Genomic DNA, 17,626 nt, shown 5'->3' on the forward strand with positions numbered 1-17,626 from the left:
CAGTACCTCCGGCCCGGCCCGACCCGCGTGTCCAACCCTCGTGCTGTCAATTCGTCAAACGAACTCGTTGTCACTCAGGTTGCCCAGATGGGCTGAGAATCCACTTAGAGATTTCCGATCCATCCGTGACTGGTCCCCCGACCGACTTAACTGTCTCACCTTTTCTCTGCGCCGACGCTGTGCTCATCGTCGGCCTGCGGCAGGTGTGTCGCGCCGCCGTGGGGGATCGGCTGCCCGGGCAGCACCATGTGAAAAGAAGCCCCCGGCGGAGTCCCACCCGGCACGGTCTCGTCAATCCGCAGTGCCCCACCGTGTTTGAGCACCACCTGCTGGACGATAGCCAACCCGAGGCCGGATCCAGGCATCGCCCTGGCCGCATCCGAGCGGTAGAACCGCTCGAACACCAGCGCCCGTTCCTGCGGCGGGATGCCGGGTCCGTGGTCGGAGACCACCAGTTCGGCGTGTGTCGGATCGATTTGATGCAACCGCACGCCGACCCGGCCGCCGGCCGGACTCCACTTGGCTGCGTTGTCGAGCAGGTTGAGCACGGCGCGGCCCAATCCTGGTGCGTCACCGAAGACCTGCCAGCCGATGACGTCGACATCGAATTCGATGTCGTTGCGGCGCCGCCGCACGCGCTCCAGGCTGCGGTCGACAACCTCGGACATGTCGACCGGCTCGGGGGTGATGCCTCCGGCGTCGTCACGGGTGAGGTCGACGAGGTCACCAACGAGAGTCGAGAGCTCCTCGATCTGGGCGATCACATCCTGCTGCAGCCCGTCCATCTCGTCGCGGGGCAGCGGTGGCGCCCCTGGCGCCTGCGAGGCCATCAGCAGCTCGACATTGGTGCGCAGGGAGGTCAGCGGCGTTCTCAGCTCGTGCCCGGCGTCGGACACCAGCCGGGATTGGCGCTCTCTGGATTCGGCCAGCGCTCGCAGCATCATGTTGAACGCCTCGGTGAGCCGGGCCAGCTCATCGCTGCCGACCACCGGGATGGGCCGCAGGTCGTCGGTGCGGGCCACCCGCTCCGCGGCTTCGGTGAGTCTGCCCACCGGTCTGAGCCCGGCTCTGGCCACCGCGCCACCGGCCATGGCGGCCACCGCCACCCCGACGCCGCCGACGATGAGCAGCACGGTGCCCAGCCGTCTGAGCACTTGGACGGTGGGCGCCAGGCTCTTGGAGATCAGCAGGGAACTGCCGTTGGCCAGATGCACCGCGAGAACTCGCTGGTGGTTGGCCGTGCGCAGGGACATCAGCAGTTCGCCGGAGATGACGTCCTTCTCGGGCTTGCCGAGCGGCAGCATCTGGCCCTGCTGGTTGGCCGTGTAGATGGACCTGCCCGGGATCACCAGCATCGCGTTGACGTCGGAGTACGCAGTGCCCTCGATCGCCTTGCCGGGATCGGCGGCCAGCGATCCGCTCTCGATGAGCAGCCGGGCCCGGCTGTGCAGCTGGTTGTCCAGGTCGTCGTACAGGGCGCGGGAGACGACGGCGTAGACGGCGACGGCCATCAGGACCACCACCATGGCCACCATCGACATCGCGAGCATCATCACGCGCCAGCGCAATGACAGTGAGCTGGTGTTGCGCAGGTTTGTGGCGGTTCGCCAGGTGTTTGCGTTGAGCGCCATCAAATCAGGGGGGCGTTTCGCGCAGCACGTAACCGACGCCGCGCACGGTGTGGATCAGCCGGGGCTCGCCTTCGGCCTCGGTCTTACGGCGGAGGTAGCCGATGTACACCTCGAGGGCATTGCCCGAAGTCGGGAAGTCGAATCCCCACACCTCTTCGAGGATGCGGCTACGGGTGAGCACCCGCCGCGGGTTGGCGATCAGCATTTCCAGCAGCGAGAACTCGGTGCGGGTCAGGCTGATCTGACGCTGGCCGCGAGTCACCTCACGCGTCACCGGGTCCAGGGTCAGATCGGAGAACGTCATCTTCTGCGAATCAGTGCCGTCGTCGCTGACCGTCCGGCGCAGCAACGCCCGCATCCGGGCCAGCAGCTCCTCGAGCGCAAACGGCTTGGGCAGGTAATCGTCGGCGCCGGCGTCCAGTCCGGCGACCCGCTCGGACACCGAGTCGCGGGCCGTCAGCACCAGGATCGGGAGATCGTCACCGGTGCTGCGGAGCTGCCGGCACACTTCCAGGCCGTCCAGCCGCGGCATCATCACGTCCAGGACCACAGCATCGGGCCGGTCACTGGCAATCGCCTCGAGCGCTTCGACCCCATCCTGGGCCAGCTCGACCGAATAACCATTGAAAGAAAGCGACCGGCGCAGGGATTCGCGCACAGCGCGATCGTCGTCAACGACAAGTATGCGCACAGGCACAGTTTCAACCCGCTATCTGAGAAGGGGCTGAGAGGCGCGCCGCAAATTCGCCCAGCGTTTTTGCGGGGTCCCCACAGCCCTGAGCACGACAAAAAGCGCTACCACGCATGTGATAGCGCTCTTTGAAGAAGTCTCTGCGGTTCTAGCGCTTGTCGAGGTCGACCAGGCCGAGGCGGGCGGCCTTGAGCAGACGGCGCGGCACCTTGTGCTGCTGACCGGCGACATTGACGCCGACGAGACCGGTGGCCTCGGCCTTCCACTGCGCGCGCCGGCTACGGGTGTTCGCGCGCGACATTCTGCGCTTGGGCACAGCCATGACGTGCATCTCCTTGCTTTGGGTTGTTGCCGCGCGAATCGAAATGAGCTCACCGGCGGCGACGATTAGGTACAGAGTAACGGTTGACCTGCGTCGGTTCCAAAACGGCCGGCTCCAGATGGGCGACCCTTGACGTGTGACCGGCGGTACCCGCTAACCTACCGGTTGGTTGGGTCCCTTTCAGCGTCGACGGGAGTGCGTGTGCCATCAGTAGTACGGATCGGCAACTGTTCGGGGTTCTACGGTGACCGGCTCTCCGCGATGCACGACATGCTCACCGGCGGTGAGCTGGACTATCTGACCGGCGACTACCTGGCCGAACTCACGATGCTGATCCTGGCTCGGGACCGGGCCAAGAACCCGGACCGCGGCTACGCCAAGACCTTCTTGACCCAGCTGGAGCAGTCGCTCGGGCTGGCGCTGGACAAGGGCGTGAAGATCGTGGCCAACGCCGGCGGGCTGAATCCGGCGGGCCTGGCCGCCGCGGTCCGTGCCCTCGCCGAGCGCCTGGGCCTCGACGTCAACGTCGCCCATGTCGAGGGCGACGATCTGGTGGGACGCGCCGCCGAGCTCGGGTTGGGCACTCCCCTCGCCGCCAATGCCTACCTGGGCGCATGGGGCATCGTCGACTGCCTGGATTCCGGCGCCGACGTCGTGGTCACCGGCCGGGTGACCGACGCCTCGGTGATCGTCGGCCCCGCGGCCGCGCACTTCGGCTGGAAGGCCACTGACTACGACGCCCTGGCCGGGGCGGTGGCCGCCGGCCACGTGATCGAGTGCGGCACCCAGGCCACCGGCGGCAACTACTCGTTCTTTTCCGAGATCCCAGACCTGGGCCGCCCCGGCTTCCCCATCGCCGAGATCTCCGCCGACGGCTCCTCGGTGATCACCAAACACGCCGGCACCGGCGGCCAGGTCAGCGTCGGCACGGTCACCGCGCAGCTGCTCTACGAGATCACCGGCGCCCGCTACGCCAATCCCGATGTGACGCTGCGGGTCGACTCGCTGCAGCTGAGCCAGGACGGCCCCGACCGGGTGCGGATCTCCGGGGTGACGGGCGAGGCGCCGCCCCCGACGCTGAAGGTGTCGTGCAACAGCATCGGCGGGTTCCGCAATGCCGCGACCTTCGTGTTGACCGGGCTGGACATCGAGGCCAAGGCAGCACTGATCCGCAGCCAGCTGGAAGCCGGCATCAAAGTCCGTCCGGCCGAACTGGAGTGGACGCTGGCCCGCACCGATCATCCCGATGCCGACACCGAGGAAGCCGCCAGCGCGCTGCTGCACTGCGTGGTGCGCGACGCCGACCCCAACATCGTCGGACGCCAATTCTCTTCGGCAGGTGTAGAACTCGCACTGGCCAGCTATCCGGGCTTCACCACCACCGCACCGCCGGGCGACGGTCAGATTTACGGCGTATTCGTGCCGGGCTACGTCGACGCCACGGAGGTGCCGCACATCGCCGTGCATGCCGACGGCTCCCGAATCGGCATCGCACCAGCACCCGAAACCCTCCCACTGGCACCGGTTTCCGATCCCCAGCTGCCCGAGGCACTGCCGCCCGGTCCGACCCGGCGGGTGGCCCTGGGCACCATCGCCGGTGCCCGCAGTGGCGACAAGGGCGGGTCGGCCAATGTCGGGGTGTGGGTACGCACCGACGAGCAGTGGCGCTGGCTGGCCCACACCCTCACCGTCGACAAGCTGCGTGAACTGCTGCCCGAGACTGCCGATCTGCCGGTCACCCGGCATCTGCTGCCGAATCTGCGGGCCGTCAACTTTGTGATCGAAGGCATTCTGGGCCAGGGCGTGGCCTACCAAGCCCGGTTCGATCCGCAGGCCAAGGGGCTGGGCGAATGGTTGCGCAGCCGTCATCTCGATATCCCGGAGGAACTCGTCAAGTGAGCATCTGGACTTCGCCCGAGCGCGAGGCATTGCGCAAGACCGTGCGCAGTTTCGCCGAGCGTGAGGTGCTGCCCCACGCCGCCGAGTGGGAACGCACCGGCGAGCTGCCGCGCGAACTGCACCGCAAGGCCGGCGAGGCCGGGCTGCTGGGGGCCAACTTCCCCGAATCGGCCGGCGGTGGTGGCGGCGACGGGGCCGACGCCGTGATCATCTGCGAGGAAATGCATTACGCGGGCGCACCGGGCGGTGTGTTCGCCTCGCTGTTCACCTGCGGCATCGCGGTACCCCACATGATCGCCTCGGGCGACGAGCGGCTCATCGAGACCTACGTGAAGCCCACGCTGCGCGGCGAGAAGATCGGTTCCCTGGCCATCACCGAACCCGGTGGCGGCTCCGACGTCGGACACCTCACCACGAAAGCCACGCGTGACGGCGATGACTACATCCTCAACGGCGCCAAGACCTACATCACCTCGGGTGTGCGGGCCGATTACGTCGTCACCGCGTCCCGCACCGGCGGACCCGGAGCCGCAGGTGTCTCCCTGATCGTGGTGGACAAGGGCACGCCGGGTTTCGAGGTCAGCCGCAAGCTCGACAAAATGGGTTGGCGCTCAAGCGATACCGCCGAGCTGTCCTACACCGACGTGCGGGTGCCGGTGGCCAACCTCATCGGCGCGGAGAACTCCGGCTTCTTCCAGATCGCGGCGGCCTTCGTGTCCGAGCGGGTGGGGCTGGCCGTGCAGGCGTACGCGAGTGCGCAGCGCTGCCTGGACCTGACCGTCGAGTGGTGCCGCAACCGCGAAACCTTCGGCAAGCCACTGATCTCCCGGCAGTCGGTGCAGAACACGCTCGCCGAGATGGCCCGCCGGATCGACGTGGCCCGGGTGTACACGCGCCATGTCGTCGAGCGGCAGATCTCTGAGGGTGAGGCCGGTGCTCCTAACCTGATCACCGAGGTGTGCTTCGCCAAGAACACCGCGGTCGAGACCGGTGAGTGGGTGGCCAATCAGGCTGTCCAGTTGTTCGGCGGGATGGGCTACATGGCCGAATCCGAGGTCGAGCGCCAGTACCGCGACATGCGCATCCTGGGTATCGGCGGCGGCACCACCGAGATCCTGACCTCGTTGGCCGCAAAGACATTGGGGTTCCAGTCATGACCACACTGAAGTCCACCATCGATCCCCGCTCCGCCGGGTTCACCGAGGCCGCCGAGGTGATGACCACCAAGCTCGCCGAACTCGACACCGAGCACGCCAAGGCGCTTGCCGGTGGTGGCCCCAAGTATGTGGACCGCCACCACGGCCGCGGCAAGCTGACCGCGCGCGAGCGGGTCGAGCTCCTGCTGGATCCAGACGCGCCATTCCTGGAGCTGAGCCCGCTGGCCGCCTGGGGCAGTGATTTCACCGTCGGCGCCAGCGTCGTCTGCGGCATCGGTGCCGTCGAGGGTGTCGAGTGCCTGATCGTCGCGAATGACCCGACGGTCAAGGGCGGCACCAGCAATCCGTGGACGCTGAAGAAGATCCTGCGTGCCAACCAGATCGCCATGGAGAACCGGCTACCGGTGATCTCCCTCGTGGAGTCCGGTGGCGCCGACCTGCCGACGCAGAAAGAGATCTTCATCCCCGGCGGACAGATGTTCCGCGACCTGACCCGGCTCTCGGCGGCGGGCATCCCGACCATCGCGCTGGTGTTCGGCAACTCGACCGCCGGTGGCGCCTACGTGCCGGGCATGTCCGATCACGTCGTGATGATCAAGGAACGCTCCAAGGTGTTCCTGGCCGGGCCGCCGCTGGTCAAGATGGCCACCGGTGAGGAGTCCGACGATGAGTCGCTGGGCGGGGCCGAGATGCACGCCCGCACTTCGGGTCTCGGCGACTACCTGGCCAACGACGAGCTCGACGCCATCCGGATCGGCCGGCGCATCGTGGCCCGGCTGAACTGGCGCAAGCAGGGCCCCGTCCCCGCGCCGGTGGTCGAGCCGAAGTTCGATCCCGAGGAGCTCATCGGCATCGTGCCCGCCGATCTGCGGATCCCGTTCGACCCGCGTGACGTGATCGCCCGCATCGTCGACGGCTCGGACTTCGACGAGTTCAAGCCGCTGTACGGATCCTCACTGGTGACGGGATGGGCCACGCTGTACGGCTATCCGGTCGGGATCCTGGCCAATGCCCGCGGGGTGCTGTTCAGCGAGGAGTCACAGAAGGCCACCCAGTTCATCCAGCTGGCCAACCGGTCCGATACCCCACTTCTGTTCCTGCACAACACCACCGGCTACATGGTGGGTAAGCAGTACGAAGAGGGCGGCATGATCAAGCACGGCTCGATGATGATCAACGCGGTGTCGAACTCCACGGTGCCGCACATCTCGCTGCTGATCGGCGCCTCCTACGGCGCAGGCCATTACGGCATGTGCGGCCGGGCATATGACCCGCGGTTCCTGTTCGCCTGGCCATCGTCGAAGTCGGCGGTGATGGGCGGTACCCAGCTGGCCGGCGTGCTCTCCATCGTCAGCCGCGCCGCCGCCGAGGCGCGCGGCCAGCAGGTCGACGAGGCCGCCGACGCTGCGCTGCGGGCTGCGGTCGAAGCGCAGATCGAGGCCGAGTCACTGCCGATGTTCTTGTCCGGCCGGTTGTACGACGACGGGGTGATCGACCCCCGCGACACCCGCACCGTGCTGGGAATGTGCCTGTCCGCCATTGCCAATGGACCGATCGAGGGGACGTCGAACTTCGGCGTCTTCAGGATGTGAGTTCACACCCATGACAATCACCAAGATTCTGGTCGCCAACCGCGGCGAGATCGCCCGCCGGGTATTCGCAACCTGCCGCAACCTCGGCATCGGCACGGTCGCCGTGTACACCGACCCCGACGCCGCGTCTCCCCACGTCGCCGAGGCCGACGCCCGGGTGCGCCTGGAGGGCAACAACGGTTACCTCGACTCCGCGCAGATCATCGCCGCGGCCCAGGCTGCCGGAGCCGACGCCGTTCACCCCGGCTACGGGTTCCTCTCGGAGAACCCCGATTTCGCCGCTGCGGTGATCGACGCCGGGCTGACGTGGATCGGCCCGCCGGTGAACGCCGTGCAGGCCATGGGCTCCAAGATCGAAGCCAAGAAGATGATGGCTGCGGCCGGCGTGCCGGTGCTGACCGAGCTCGACCCGTCGACCGTTACGGCCGATCAGCTGCCGGTGCTGGTGAAGGCATCGGCCGGTGGCGGCGGCCGCGGTATGCGCGTGGTGCGCGAACTGTCCGCTCTGCCAGGCGAAGTGGCCGCCGCCCAGCGTGAGGCGCAGTCGGCATTCGGTGACCCCACGGTGTTCTGCGAGCGCTATCTGGCCGCCGGCCATCACGTCGAGGTGCAGGTGCTGGCCGATCAGCACGGCACGGTGTGGGCGGTCGGTGAGCGTGAGTGCTCGATCCAGCGTCGTCACCAGAAGGTCATCGAGGAAGCGCCGTCTCCTCTCGTGGAGCGCACCCCGGGGATGCGGGAGAAGTTGTTCGACGCGGCCCGGCTGGCCGCCGAGGCAATCGGTTATGCCGGTGCGGGCACCGTCGAGTTCATGGCTGACGAACAGGGTGACTTCTTCTTCTTGGAGATGAATCCCCGCCTGCAGGTTGAACATCCGGTCACCGAGGAAACCACCGGGCTCGACCTGGTCGAGCTGCAGATCCTGGTCGCCGACGGCGTCCGGCTCGATGCGCGGCCGCCGGCCGCACGCGGTTCGGCCATCGAAGCCCGGCTCTACGCCGAGGATCCGGCCAAGGGCTGGCAGCCGCAGGCCGGCGCGGTGCACCGTTTCGACGTTCCGGGACGGGTCCGCGTCGACACCGGCATCGAGGACGGCTCGGTGGTGTCGATCTTCTACGACCCGATGCTGGCCAAGGTGATCTCCTACGCGCCCACGCGCCGCCAGGCCGCAACAGTGCTGGCCGATGCGCTGGCGCGCACCCGGATTCACGGGTTGCGCACCAACCGCGATCTGCTGGTGAATGTGCTGCGGCATCCGGCGTTCCTGGACGGCGCGACCGACACGGCGTTCTTCGACACTCACGGGCTCGATACCCTGGCCGCACCGCTGGCCGGCACGGACGCGGTGACGCTCTCGGCGATCGCGGCCGCACTGGCCGATGCCGCGCATAACCGCAGCACCGCACGGGTTTTCGGTGCCGCTCCCAGCGGCTGGCGCAATCTGACCTCGGGTTACCAGACACGGATGTACCGCAACGCCGCGGGCGACGACGTGCCGGTGCGTTACCGCTTCACTCGCACCGGGGTCGAATTACCCGATGACGAGGGCGTTTCGCTGGTGTCGGCCGTACCGGATCGCGTCGTGCTCACGATCAACGGCGTGGATCGTGCGTTCGAGGTGGCGCGCTACGGCGACGAGGTGTTCGTCGACTCCCCGCTCGGCCCGGTAGCGCTCACTGCGTTGCCCCGCTTCTCCGATCCGGACGACGCGGTGGCACATGGCTCGCTCCTGGCGCCCATGCCCGGATCGGTGGTGCGCGTCGGTGCTGCCGCCGGCGATACCGTCACCGCCGGACAGCCGCTGATCTGGCTGGAAGCCATGAAGATGGAGCACACCATCGCCGCACCCGAGGACGGGGTGCTGGCTGAACTCAATGTCGCTGCCGGCCAGCAGGTCGAGGTCGGCGCCGTACTCGCCCGTGTAGAGACCCCTGAAGGAGAACAACCATGAGCTTCATCGAAACCGACGAACAGAAAGCCCTGCGCCAGGCGGTAGCCGCGATGGCCGCCAACTACGGCCAGGACTACTACCTGGAGAAGGCCCGCTCCGGCCAGCACACCACCGAATTGTGGAACGAGGCAGGCAAACTCGGTTTCATCGGGGTGAACCTGCCCGAGGAGTACGGTGGCGGCGGCGCCGGCATGTATGAGCTCTCTATGGTGATGGAAGAGATGTCGGCAGCCGGCTCGGCACTGTTGATGATGGTGGTCTCCCCCGCGATCAACGGCACCATCATCTCCAAGTTCGGCACCGACGAACAGAAGAAGCGCTGGATCCCCGGCATCGCCGACGGGTCGATCACCATGGCCTTCGCGATCACCGAGCCGGACGCGGGGTCCAACAGCCACCGCATCACCACCACGGCGCGCCGTGACGGCAGCGACTGGATCCTCAAGGGCCAGAAGACGTTCATCTCCGGTATCGATCAGGCCCAGGCCGTGCTGGTCGTCGGCCGCACCGAGGACCACAAGACCGGGAACCTCAAGCCCGCGTTGTTCGTCGTCCCGACCGACACCCCGGGCCTGAACTGGACCAAGATCGAGATGGAGATCATCAGTCCGGAGAGCCAGTTCCAGGTGTTCCTCGACGACGTGCGGCTGCCCGCCGATGCGCTGGTCGGTTCGGAAGATGCCGCGATCGCCCAGCTGTTCGCCGGGCTGAACCCCGAACGCATCATGGGTGCGGCCAGTGCGGTGGGTGTGGGCCGGTTCGCCATCAACAAGGCCGTCGACTATGTGAAGACCCGCCAGGTCTGGAAGGTCCCGATCGGCTCGCACCAGGGTCTGTCACATCCGCTGGCGCAGAACCACATCGAGGTGGAGCTGGCGAAGCTGATGATGCAGAAGGCCGCGACGCTATACGACGCCGGCGACGACTTCGGCGCGGCCGAGGCGGCCAACATGGCCAAGTACGCCGCGGGTGAGGCGTCAGTACGGGCGGTCGATCAGGCCGTCCAGTCCCTCGGCGGCAATGGCCTGACCAAGGAGTACGGCATCGCCGCCGCGGTCACGGCGTCAAAGCTGGCTCGGATCGCGCCGGTGAGCCGGGAGATGATCCTGAACTTCGTCGCACAGACCTCGCTCGGCCTGCCCCGGTCCTACTGATGAGCACGCTCGTCCACTACCGGGTCCACGGCGCCGTTGCGCGCCTGACGCTGGATTCCCCGCACAACCGCAATGCGCTGTCGACGGCCCTGGTGGAGCAGTTGCACCAGGGCCTGGCCGATGCCGCCGACGAACCCGGCGTGCGGGTCGTGGTCCTCGATCACACCGGTGGAACCTTCTGCGCGGGAGCCGATCTGAGCGAGGCCGCCGGGCAGGATCCCGGTGACATCGCGGTGGACCGGGCCCGCGAGATGACCCGGACGCTTCGGGCCATCCTCGAATTGCCGGTCCCGGTGATCGGCGCGATCGACGGGCATGTGCGGGCCGGAGGGATGGGACTGGTCGGCGCGTGCGATCTCGTCGTGGCCGGTCCGCAGAGCACGTTCGCGCTGACCGAGGCCCGCATCGGCGTTGCGCCGTCCATCATCTCACTGACGCTGTTGCCGAAGATGGCGCCGCGCGCCGCGGGACGCTACTTCGTCACCGGTGAGAAGTTCGGTGCCGCGGAGGCGGCCGACATCGGGCTGATCACGATGGCCGCCGACGATGTCGCCGGCGCGGTGGACACGCTGGCCAGTGAGATCGCGAAGGGGTCACCGCAAGGCCTGGCAACGTCGAAGGCGCTGACGACCGCGTCGATCCTGCGTGGGTTCGACGCACTGGCAGAGGATCTCACCCGGCAGTCGGCACAGCTGTTCGTCTCCGACGAGGCCCGCGAAGGCATGATGGCGTTCCTGCAGAAGCGACCGCCCAACTGGGTGGGCTGAGTCGGTCGAGCCGGCGGGTTTTTGCGATAGCCATCGCAGCCATCGGCAAATCATATTCAGACTGAGGACATCACGCCTGGTCACACCGCTGACGGTTGTTGCCAGCGGCAGCAGCCACCTGGCTGTACCTGTCGCAAGGCGCGCCGCGGGCATACGTTTCTTGTGCGGACGTCCTCTGCCGTGCGGTTACCCCCGGAAAGGCCAGGAACCATGGCCGATGATCAGAACAAGGCGATTTCCCGACGGATATGGGAGATCTTCGCCTCCGGCGACCTGGGTGAACTCGACAATCTCGTCGCTCCCGGTGCCGCTTTCCACGACACTCAAGATCCGTTCGGGGACCAGCGAGGTCCCGAACACATGAGAAGCCTGATGGGCATGTACCGGAAGTCATTCACAAACATGCGTTTCGACATCAAGGCGCAGCTCGCCGAAGGCGACTTCGTATGCACGATGATCGAGGCGCAGGGCGACAACACCGGTGAGATCATGGGCCAGCCGGCCACTGGCAAACACAGCCGTATTAACTTGATCGATATCGACCGGATCGAAGACGGCAAGGTCGCTGAAAGCTGGGTCACCTGGGACACCCTGGGCATGCTGCAGCAACTCGGCCTGATCCCGGCGGGAGCACAACAGACGACGCCCGCCTGAGATACGTGCCGGAGGGGTCCAGGGCCGGCCGCGGCCCTGGACCCGTGCATTCCGCATCATGTCCATGCGCAGCATCAGCCGGCCGCACTCCCGGTGAGGAGGATCGGCGGCGGAATCCATTCGGTACGACCATCTTTACCGGTTCGGGTCCGCCACCCCTTGCTGGTCAGCAGCCGATGACAGGGCGGACACGCCAACGTGAGTTCGTCGATGTCGGTCCGCCCGCCGTCCGCCCAATCCCTATCGCGATGATGCACCTGACTCCAGTACGCGGGGGCAGTGCATCCCGGCCGGCTGCACCCGCCTTCCATTGCGAAGAGCGCGAGGCGTTGCCCCGTTGAGGCAATTCGCTTGGTACGACCCAGATACAACGGCACCTGCGTGTGCGAATCGTAGATGCACAGATAGTGATACGCGTGGCTGGCCAGCCGGAGCACATCCGCCATCGGCAGGAGACTCCCACCTCCGGTGACTGCCCAGCCCTCACCCGAGGTGATCTGGTCGAGCGTCGTCGTGACCACCACGGTCACGGGCAGTCCCCGGTGTTGGCCCAACTTTCCCGAGCCCAGGATCTCGCGGCCCGCCGCCTTGAACGCGTCGTGATTACGCTGCGCCTTGGTACGCAGATCGCGTTTCACCGTCTCATCATCGGGTTCGGCATCGACACAAAGAGTTTCGTCGTCGGGATTGCACATGCCCGGCGCCGCCATCTTGGCGTTGACCGCGTCCCAGATGGCGCGGCACTCCGCATCGATGTGTCCCCGCACCTCGGTCAACCCGCTGCTGTCCTGTTTCCCGAACACGAGGCCGCGGTTCCGTGCCGCAACGTTCTCGTGCGGTTCGGGCCCGTCCTGGTCGATGGTCACGCGCAGCCGATCCGCGACCTGCCGTAGCTCGTCCGGAGTCAGCCGGGCGGCCGTGCGTCCGAGCAATTCCTCAGCGCTGTCCCGACTTTCGGCGCTGACCCCGGCAGGAAGTTGCTTGAAGAACTTCCGGATCACCCTCACGTGAGCGACTCCGATCTCACCGCGCGCCTGGGTAGCAGCGGTGGTGGGAAGCTTCGGGGCGAGTGGTTCGCCGTTCATGGCGCGACGGGGACCAAGAGCCACGGCATCGTCGAGCCGAGCCTGGGCCTCAGCCTTACTGATCCGCAATGAGTGCACCAATATGTCCCGCATCGAATTGCCACCCGTCGTCTGCGGGGTGATCTGGTCGGCGATCCTCACGATGATCGCGTGGTCGACCGTCACTTGGGCGCGCGCCACTCTTTCCCTGCGAGTGGCGATCCACTGCAGATCAGTGAGTGTGAGTACGTCATGGGAAACCGCGGCGATCGTCGCGGCCGCCGCCTCGTAAGCCTCGTAGGCCGCGAGCAGGTGCTGGCGGTCCAACGTCGCAGTTCCCACAACTCGAACACTAGTTCGGGATCCGTTGGATCGGCGGCGCCAATCCGCTATCTGTGGACGAAATCCACGCTGTGGATAACTCCCGACTCCCCAGGGCAAGCCGCACAGCGAGTGCACAGATAAGCAAACAAGGCAAATTTGCGACTGGGCAAATACTCGTTGCTACAGTGTGCAAGCACTTTGTCGGCCAGGTCACATATCGAAGGCGGCGCGCTTGATGTCACAGCCCACTCCTCCCCGTCTGCACAAAGCCAAGGCAGCAGCCACCGCGGCAGCGATCGTCGCGACGACGGCAGCGTTGACCGCAGGCGTCGCGTCCTCCGCGCCGGAAGCGCTGGCGGCCCACAACCGCAGTGTGCAAGCGGATGTCGAGCTGACCGCGTCATCCGATATCGGCAAGATCCCGGACATCGTCGGTCTCTACGGAGTGGGCCCGATCTTCTGGACCGCGCAGGCGCTCGGTATCACGCCCGAGAACGTGATCCAGGCCGCCGGAGGATTGACCGGCAATACAGCCTTGGCCGACACCGTCATTGGGCTGCTGAACCTGCTCGACGCGATCTCACCGATCGAGGCCGGCGTCAAGGGACCGATGCCCAGCGATGTGTACAACGCAGTCAATGGGCTGGACTACACGCTCACCGGACTCGCCAAGATGTTCGGCCTCGACCAGGTGCCCTTCATCGATCAGACCCTCGCAGCACTGGTCAAGCAGTGGCCCATCCTGAATCAGCGCCGTTCGGTCATCTTGTCCGAGAGCCTTGGCGGGCTGACCACGTCGCTGGCGTATCGCGACATGATCAATGCGGTGCAGTCCAATGACCCGGACTGGGGCAACGGCGTCACCGGTCAGTGGTTGATCTTCGTCAACAACCCCAGCCGCCCCGGCGGTGGATTGTTCGCCCTGGCAACACCTTTGACCAACCTGTTCGGCTTGAATCTCACCACTCCGGACGCGGGCAGCTATACCAATGAGGACGCCAACGGCGGCAAGATCACCAAGGTTCTCAACACCTCGATCCTCGACATCACCTGGGCGTACAACCCGCTGTCCGACGCGCCCACCACGCTGAACCCACTGGCCTGGGCCAACGCGGCCGCCGCCGGGGTGTTCCTGACTTATCTCCTGCCCGACGAGGACAACAACATCGGCAACCATGTGCTGCCGAAGTTGATCAGCGGCATCGCCGATGGCGTGAAGGTGATGATCGACCCCACCGGTGGCCAAGGCGTGCAGATGATCCCGGTCATCGGCGACTTGCTGAAACTCTTCAACGTGAACTTCCTCGACTTCCCGGGCAACGCCACGTACATCACCTACGACTCGGGCAATCTCCCGTTGCTCGAGCCGTTCCGGGTGGTTCCTCATCTGGCCAACCTTGTTCCCGGCGTTCACATCCCGACGCCGTTGACTGACAGCGTCGAAGACGCGCTGCGAAAGCTGGTCAACATGGGCTACCAGGACGTCAACCCTGACACACTGGAGCGCACGTTCAACGAGGCCGGTGAGCAGGCCTACCTGTGGCACTCTCCGCTCACCCCCACGCAGCAGCTGGCCGCCAATGAGATCGTGTTCGACGCGCTGATCGACGGCATTCAGAAGAACGCGCTGAACCCGGACGCCTGGGTCGCGAAAGTTCCGGGCGCGGACTCCTCGCCGATCGTAAAGAACGCCGTGACAGTGGCGGTTGCCAAGGCCATGAGCGATGCACTCGAAGCCGTCCAGGACGGTGCGGATCCGGTGTTCGACGCGGTCGAGAAGGGCTTGGCTCCGGTCACCCATGCTCTCGACGGGATCAACGCCCAGGTGGAAGCCGCCATCGACAACATGATGAAGGTCAACGGATCCACCACCAACAAGCAGTCCGTCACCGCGGTTCCGTCGAGCGACGGCCTGCTCAAGACACTTGCCGTCGACGCCCCTGACACCGAGGCGGCCGCGGCCGAGGATTCCGACGCCAAGTCGGCCGCCGGCAAGGACGTGCTCAAAGCCCTTGGTGTGGACAAGGATTCGCTGCAGACCAAGGCGAAGTCCCGTGCCAAGGCCCGCCACGCCGCCAATGCCAGCGACCCCATCAAGAAGTCCGTCAAGGAGACGGTGGCCAAGGTGCGAGGCGCAGTCGATGACGCCGCCAAGGAAGTCAAAGGCGCCACAGATGAAGCCGCGAAGGACATCAAGGACGCCACCAAGGACTTGAAGAAGTCGCAGAAGACGAAGGCCCAGAAGAAGGCCGAAAAGAAAGAGAAGTCGGACGCGGCGGCCTAATCGCTGACAGCCCCGGGGGCGCGTCGGTAGCGTGGCCAGCATGCCACGCACTGTGCTCGTCACCGGGGCGACCGGCACTCTCGGCCACCATGTCGTACCAGAGGCGACCGAGGCCGGTCATCAGGTGCGCGCGCTGAGCCGGCGGGACCGCGTCGGCTACACGGGCGTTCATTGGCACCAGGCCGACCTGCTCAAGCCTGACAGTCTGGCTGCCGCCCTCGATGGCGTGGACGTCGTCGTCCACTGCGCCACTCAAGCGACCGGCAGTAAGGACATCAGGGCTGCCCGGAACCTGATCGAGGCCGCGCGACGCAACGGCGTCGGGCACCTCATCTACATCTCGATCGTCGGGATCGAGGACATCCCGCTTCCTTACTACAAGACGAAATTGCGGGTCGAGCAGGCGCTGGAATCGTCCGGTGTCGGGCACACGATCCTGCGCGCCACACAGTTCCACGAGCTAATCGAAAAGACGTTCTCGGTACAGCGATTCTCGCCCTTCTTGTGGGCACTGCGGGGCGTCCGATTTCAGCCCATCGACACCCGCGATGTGGCCACCCGATTGGTCTCTTTGATCGATTCAGAACCGGCCGGGCGCGTGGCGGACATCGGTGGCCCGAGTATCCACAGCCACCCAGAATTGGGACAGATGTATCTCTCAGCACACAACAGCGTGCGTCGGGTGGCCAGATTCACCCTGCCCGGTCGCATCGTCGCCGGTTACAGGTCGGGAGCCAATCTGACCCCGGAAAACGCCGTCGACGGCGCATCGTTCCAGGACTATCTGGGCACGGACGCGTAGCTCACCTTCGTCGCGCGGCGTCGATTGTCGCAACCATGCAGACACAGTTTGGCCATCGGTCTTGCATGTGGCAGCGATCGTCGTAGGCTCGACAGCGATGAGCACTTCAGCGCCGCAGGGCAGGTCGATGCGGGCTGCCGACACCGACCGCATTCAGGTGGCGCAGCTGCTCACTGATGCTGCCGCCGCGGGCCGGCTGCCGATGACCGAGTACGAGGACCGGCTAGCAAAGGCCTACGCGGCTGAGACGTATGACGATTTGGCGCGGCTGAGTCGCGACCTTCCCGGCGCCGTGAACTGTTCGGCCGGCCACTGTCGCCCTGCCCCATCCACGCTGCTGTTGGCGATCATGAGCGGGTTCGAGCGCCGCGGCCGGTGGAACGTGCCGAAGAAGCTGACGACGTTCGCACTCTTCGGTGGCGGGGTGGTCGATCTGCGCTATGCCGATTTCACCGCCCCAGATGTCGAGGTCCGCACCTATTCCATCTTCGGCGGGCAGACCATCCTGGTGCCGCCGGAGGTGAATGTGGACCTACAAGGCGTGGGCGTGATGGGGAACTTCGATCACAGCGTCAACGGCGACGGGACGGCCGGAGCGCCGCGTGTCCACATCCGCGGCTTCTCGCTGTGGGGCAGCGTCAGCGTCAAACGCAAGAAGCGTCGCAACCAGAGCGACTGAAGACGAAACGGGCGGGCCCGAAGGCCCGCCCGCCGTTGTATCTGTTGGCTGTCAGCAGCTGGCAGCCTGTGCGCTCACCGAGGTCTTGGCGGTCGACGTGGTGCAGTTGGACGACACCTTGGCGGTCGAGCCCGACTTCGCAGTCGAGACCGCGGTGTTGCCACTGGCCAGCCTGGGCAGGACGCCCGGCAGATCCTTCTCGTCGGGCAGCGCGAGGCCGCGTGCCTGGAGGTCGTCGTAGTAGTACTTGCCGGCGTTGACGTTCAGCTCGCCCTTGACGACACCGTTGGTGCCGGGATCAACCTTGCCGGTCTTGGGGTCGACGATGCCCGTGCTCGTCGTCCCGTAGTTGAGGTGGTAAACCCTGCCGAGCTCGCTGTCGTCGAGGGCCTTGTTGACCGGGGTCTTCTGGTTGAAAACCTGATCGCCGACGGCCTGCGTGACGCGCACGCCCGGAGCCGGGTTGCCCAGATCCGGGCGGCCCACGGCGTCAGCGGACGGGTTGCCGGTGTTGGTGGGTACGGCGAGCGCCATCCCGGCCGGCCCAGTCATCGCCAGCGCACCGCCCGCGAGGATCCCACCTACGAGCGTCCGACCCCGTACCGACCGCTCGGAGATCTTCCGATGTTTTGCCATGCCTGTAACCTCTCGTGAT

The 17,626-nt window shown here is 66.1% G+C and carries 15 protein-coding genes; 10 read left to right on the forward strand and 5 right to left on the reverse strand.

All coding sequences use genetic code 11. The annotated features are described in order from the left end of the window. Positions 1-155 precede the first annotated feature (155 nt). The 3 genes from BN2156_RS27080 to rpmF all read right to left on the reverse strand — a co-directional run bounded on the left by BN2156_RS27080 (position 156) and on the right by rpmF (position 2,644). A complete protein-coding gene (locus BN2156_RS27080; protein WP_090518038.1) occupies positions 156-1,631 on the reverse strand; it encodes a HAMP domain-containing sensor histidine kinase in 1,476 nt (491 codons plus the stop codon). Between the two features lie 4 nt (positions 1,632-1,635). Next, on the reverse strand, positions 1,636-2,322 hold the full coding sequence (locus BN2156_RS27085) for a response regulator transcription factor (protein WP_090518039.1): 687 nt from the start codon (positions 2,320-2,322) through the stop codon (positions 1,636-1,638). A gap of 148 nt (positions 2,323-2,470) precedes the next feature. Further along, on the reverse strand, positions 2,471-2,644 hold the full coding sequence (gene rpmF, locus BN2156_RS27090; RefSeq protein ID WP_003885704.1) for a 50S ribosomal protein L32: 174 nt from the start codon (positions 2,642-2,644) through the stop codon (positions 2,471-2,473). Positions 2,645-2,845: 201 nt separating this feature from the next. On the opposite strand from rpmF, the gene BN2156_RS27095 reads away from it, so the two are divergent. The 7 genes from BN2156_RS27095 (at position 2,846) to BN2156_RS27125 (ending at position 11,818) form a co-directional block, all read left to right on the forward strand. Then, entirely contained in the window at positions 2,846-4,543 is a 1,698-nt protein-coding gene (locus BN2156_RS27095; RefSeq protein WP_090518597.1) for an acyclic terpene utilization AtuA family protein, read from the forward strand. Next, the gene (locus BN2156_RS27100; protein WP_090518040.1) at positions 4,540-5,700 is read left to right on the forward strand and encodes an acyl-CoA dehydrogenase family protein; all 1,161 of its coding nucleotides are present in this window, start codon (positions 4,540-4,542) and stop codon (positions 5,698-5,700) included. Before BN2156_RS27095 ends, BN2156_RS27100 begins: the two co-directional genes overlap by 4 nt. Next, on the forward strand, positions 5,697-7,292 hold the full coding sequence (locus BN2156_RS27105) for an acyl-CoA carboxylase subunit beta (protein ID WP_090518041.1): 1,596 nt from the start codon (positions 5,697-5,699) through the stop codon (positions 7,290-7,292). The genes BN2156_RS27100 and BN2156_RS27105 overlap by 4 nt, the downstream gene beginning before the upstream one ends. A gap of 10 nt (positions 7,293-7,302) precedes the next feature. Then, positions 7,303-9,243: an ATP-binding protein gene (locus tag BN2156_RS27110; RefSeq protein ID WP_090518042.1), complete on the forward strand. Its 1,941-nt coding sequence runs from the start codon at positions 7,303-7,305 to the stop codon at positions 9,241-9,243. Beyond that, positions 9,240-10,397: an acyl-CoA dehydrogenase family protein gene (locus BN2156_RS27115; RefSeq protein ID WP_090518043.1), complete on the forward strand. Its 1,158-nt coding sequence runs from the start codon at positions 9,240-9,242 to the stop codon at positions 10,395-10,397. The genes BN2156_RS27110 and BN2156_RS27115 overlap by 4 nt, the downstream gene beginning before the upstream one ends. Beyond that, the gene (locus BN2156_RS27120; protein WP_090518044.1) at positions 10,397-11,164 is read left to right on the forward strand and encodes an enoyl-CoA hydratase family protein; all 768 of its coding nucleotides are present in this window, start codon (positions 10,397-10,399) and stop codon (positions 11,162-11,164) included. The genes BN2156_RS27115 and BN2156_RS27120 overlap by 1 nt, the downstream gene beginning before the upstream one ends. Positions 11,165-11,374: 210 nt before the next feature. After that, the gene (locus BN2156_RS27125) at positions 11,375-11,818 is read left to right on the forward strand and encodes an ester cyclase (RefSeq protein ID WP_090518045.1); all 444 of its coding nucleotides are present in this window, start codon (positions 11,375-11,377) and stop codon (positions 11,816-11,818) included. A 74-nt stretch (positions 11,819-11,892) separates the two neighbouring features. Here BN2156_RS27125 and BN2156_RS27130 read toward each other — a convergent pair whose 3' ends face one another. Next, positions 11,893-13,224, reverse strand: coding sequence for an HNH endonuclease signature motif containing protein (locus BN2156_RS27130; protein ID WP_131725211.1), 1,332 nt, complete (start codon positions 13,222-13,224; stop codon positions 11,893-11,895). Positions 13,225-13,441: 217 nt separating this feature from the next. Here BN2156_RS27130 and BN2156_RS27135 point away from each other — a divergent pair, with 217 nt between their 5' ends. The 3 genes from BN2156_RS27135 to BN2156_RS27145 all read left to right on the forward strand — a co-directional run bounded on the left by BN2156_RS27135 (position 13,442) and on the right by BN2156_RS27145 (position 16,971). After that, positions 13,442-15,490 carry a PE-PPE domain-containing protein gene (locus tag BN2156_RS27135; protein WP_090518047.1) on the forward strand — a complete coding sequence of 683 codons (2,049 nt, stop codon included), beginning with the start codon at positions 13,442-13,444 and terminating at the stop codon, positions 15,488-15,490. A gap of 40 nt (positions 15,491-15,530) precedes the next feature. Continuing rightward, the gene (locus BN2156_RS27140) at positions 15,531-16,292 is read left to right on the forward strand and encodes an SDR family oxidoreductase (RefSeq protein WP_090518598.1); all 762 of its coding nucleotides are present in this window, start codon (positions 15,531-15,533) and stop codon (positions 16,290-16,292) included. Positions 16,293-16,389: 97 nt separating this feature from the next. After that, entirely contained in the window at positions 16,390-16,971 is a 582-nt protein-coding gene (locus BN2156_RS27145; RefSeq protein WP_090518048.1) for a DUF1707 SHOCT-like domain-containing protein, read from the forward strand. Between the two features lie 51 nt (positions 16,972-17,022). Here BN2156_RS27145 and BN2156_RS27150 read toward each other — a convergent pair whose 3' ends face one another. Then, positions 17,023-17,607 carry a hypothetical protein gene (locus BN2156_RS27150; protein WP_131725212.1) on the reverse strand — a complete coding sequence of 195 codons (585 nt, stop codon included), beginning with the start codon at positions 17,605-17,607 and terminating at the stop codon, positions 17,023-17,025. Between the last annotated feature and the right edge of the window lie 19 nt (positions 17,608-17,626).

This window comes from Mycolicibacterium neworleansense (assembly GCF_001245615.1).
Lineage (GTDB): Bacteria > Actinomycetota > Actinomycetes > Mycobacteriales > Mycobacteriaceae > Mycobacterium > Mycobacterium neworleansense.

Coding starts and splice junctions, on each gene's coding strand:
- BN2156_RS27080 (WP_090518038.1), bottom strand. CDS start 1,631: ATGGCGCTCAACGCAAACACCTGGCGAACCGCCACAAACCTGCGCAAC.
- rpmF (WP_003885704.1), bottom strand. CDS start 2,644: ATGGCTGTGCCCAAGCGCAGAATGTCGCGCGCGAACACCCGTAGCCGG.
- BN2156_RS27105 (WP_090518041.1), top strand. CDS start 5,697: ATGACCACACTGAAGTCCACCATCGATCCCCGCTCCGCCGGGTTCACC.
- BN2156_RS27110 (WP_090518042.1), top strand. CDS start 7,303: ATGACAATCACCAAGATTCTGGTCGCCAACCGCGGCGAGATCGCCCGC.
- BN2156_RS27115 (WP_090518043.1), top strand. CDS start 9,240: ATGAGCTTCATCGAAACCGACGAACAGAAAGCCCTGCGCCAGGCGGTA.
- BN2156_RS27120 (WP_090518044.1), top strand. CDS start 10,397: ATGAGCACGCTCGTCCACTACCGGGTCCACGGCGCCGTTGCGCGCCTG.
- BN2156_RS27125 (WP_090518045.1), top strand. CDS start 11,375: ATGGCCGATGATCAGAACAAGGCGATTTCCCGACGGATATGGGAGATC.
- BN2156_RS27135 (WP_090518047.1), top strand. CDS start 13,442: ATGTCACAGCCCACTCCTCCCCGTCTGCACAAAGCCAAGGCAGCAGCC.
- BN2156_RS27140 (WP_090518598.1), top strand. CDS start 15,531: ATGCCACGCACTGTGCTCGTCACCGGGGCGACCGGCACTCTCGGCCAC.
- BN2156_RS27145 (WP_090518048.1), top strand. CDS start 16,390: ATGAGCACTTCAGCGCCGCAGGGCAGGTCGATGCGGGCTGCCGACACC.
- BN2156_RS27150 (WP_131725212.1), bottom strand. CDS start 17,607: ATGGCAAAACATCGGAAGATCTCCGAGCGGTCGGTACGGGGTCGGACG.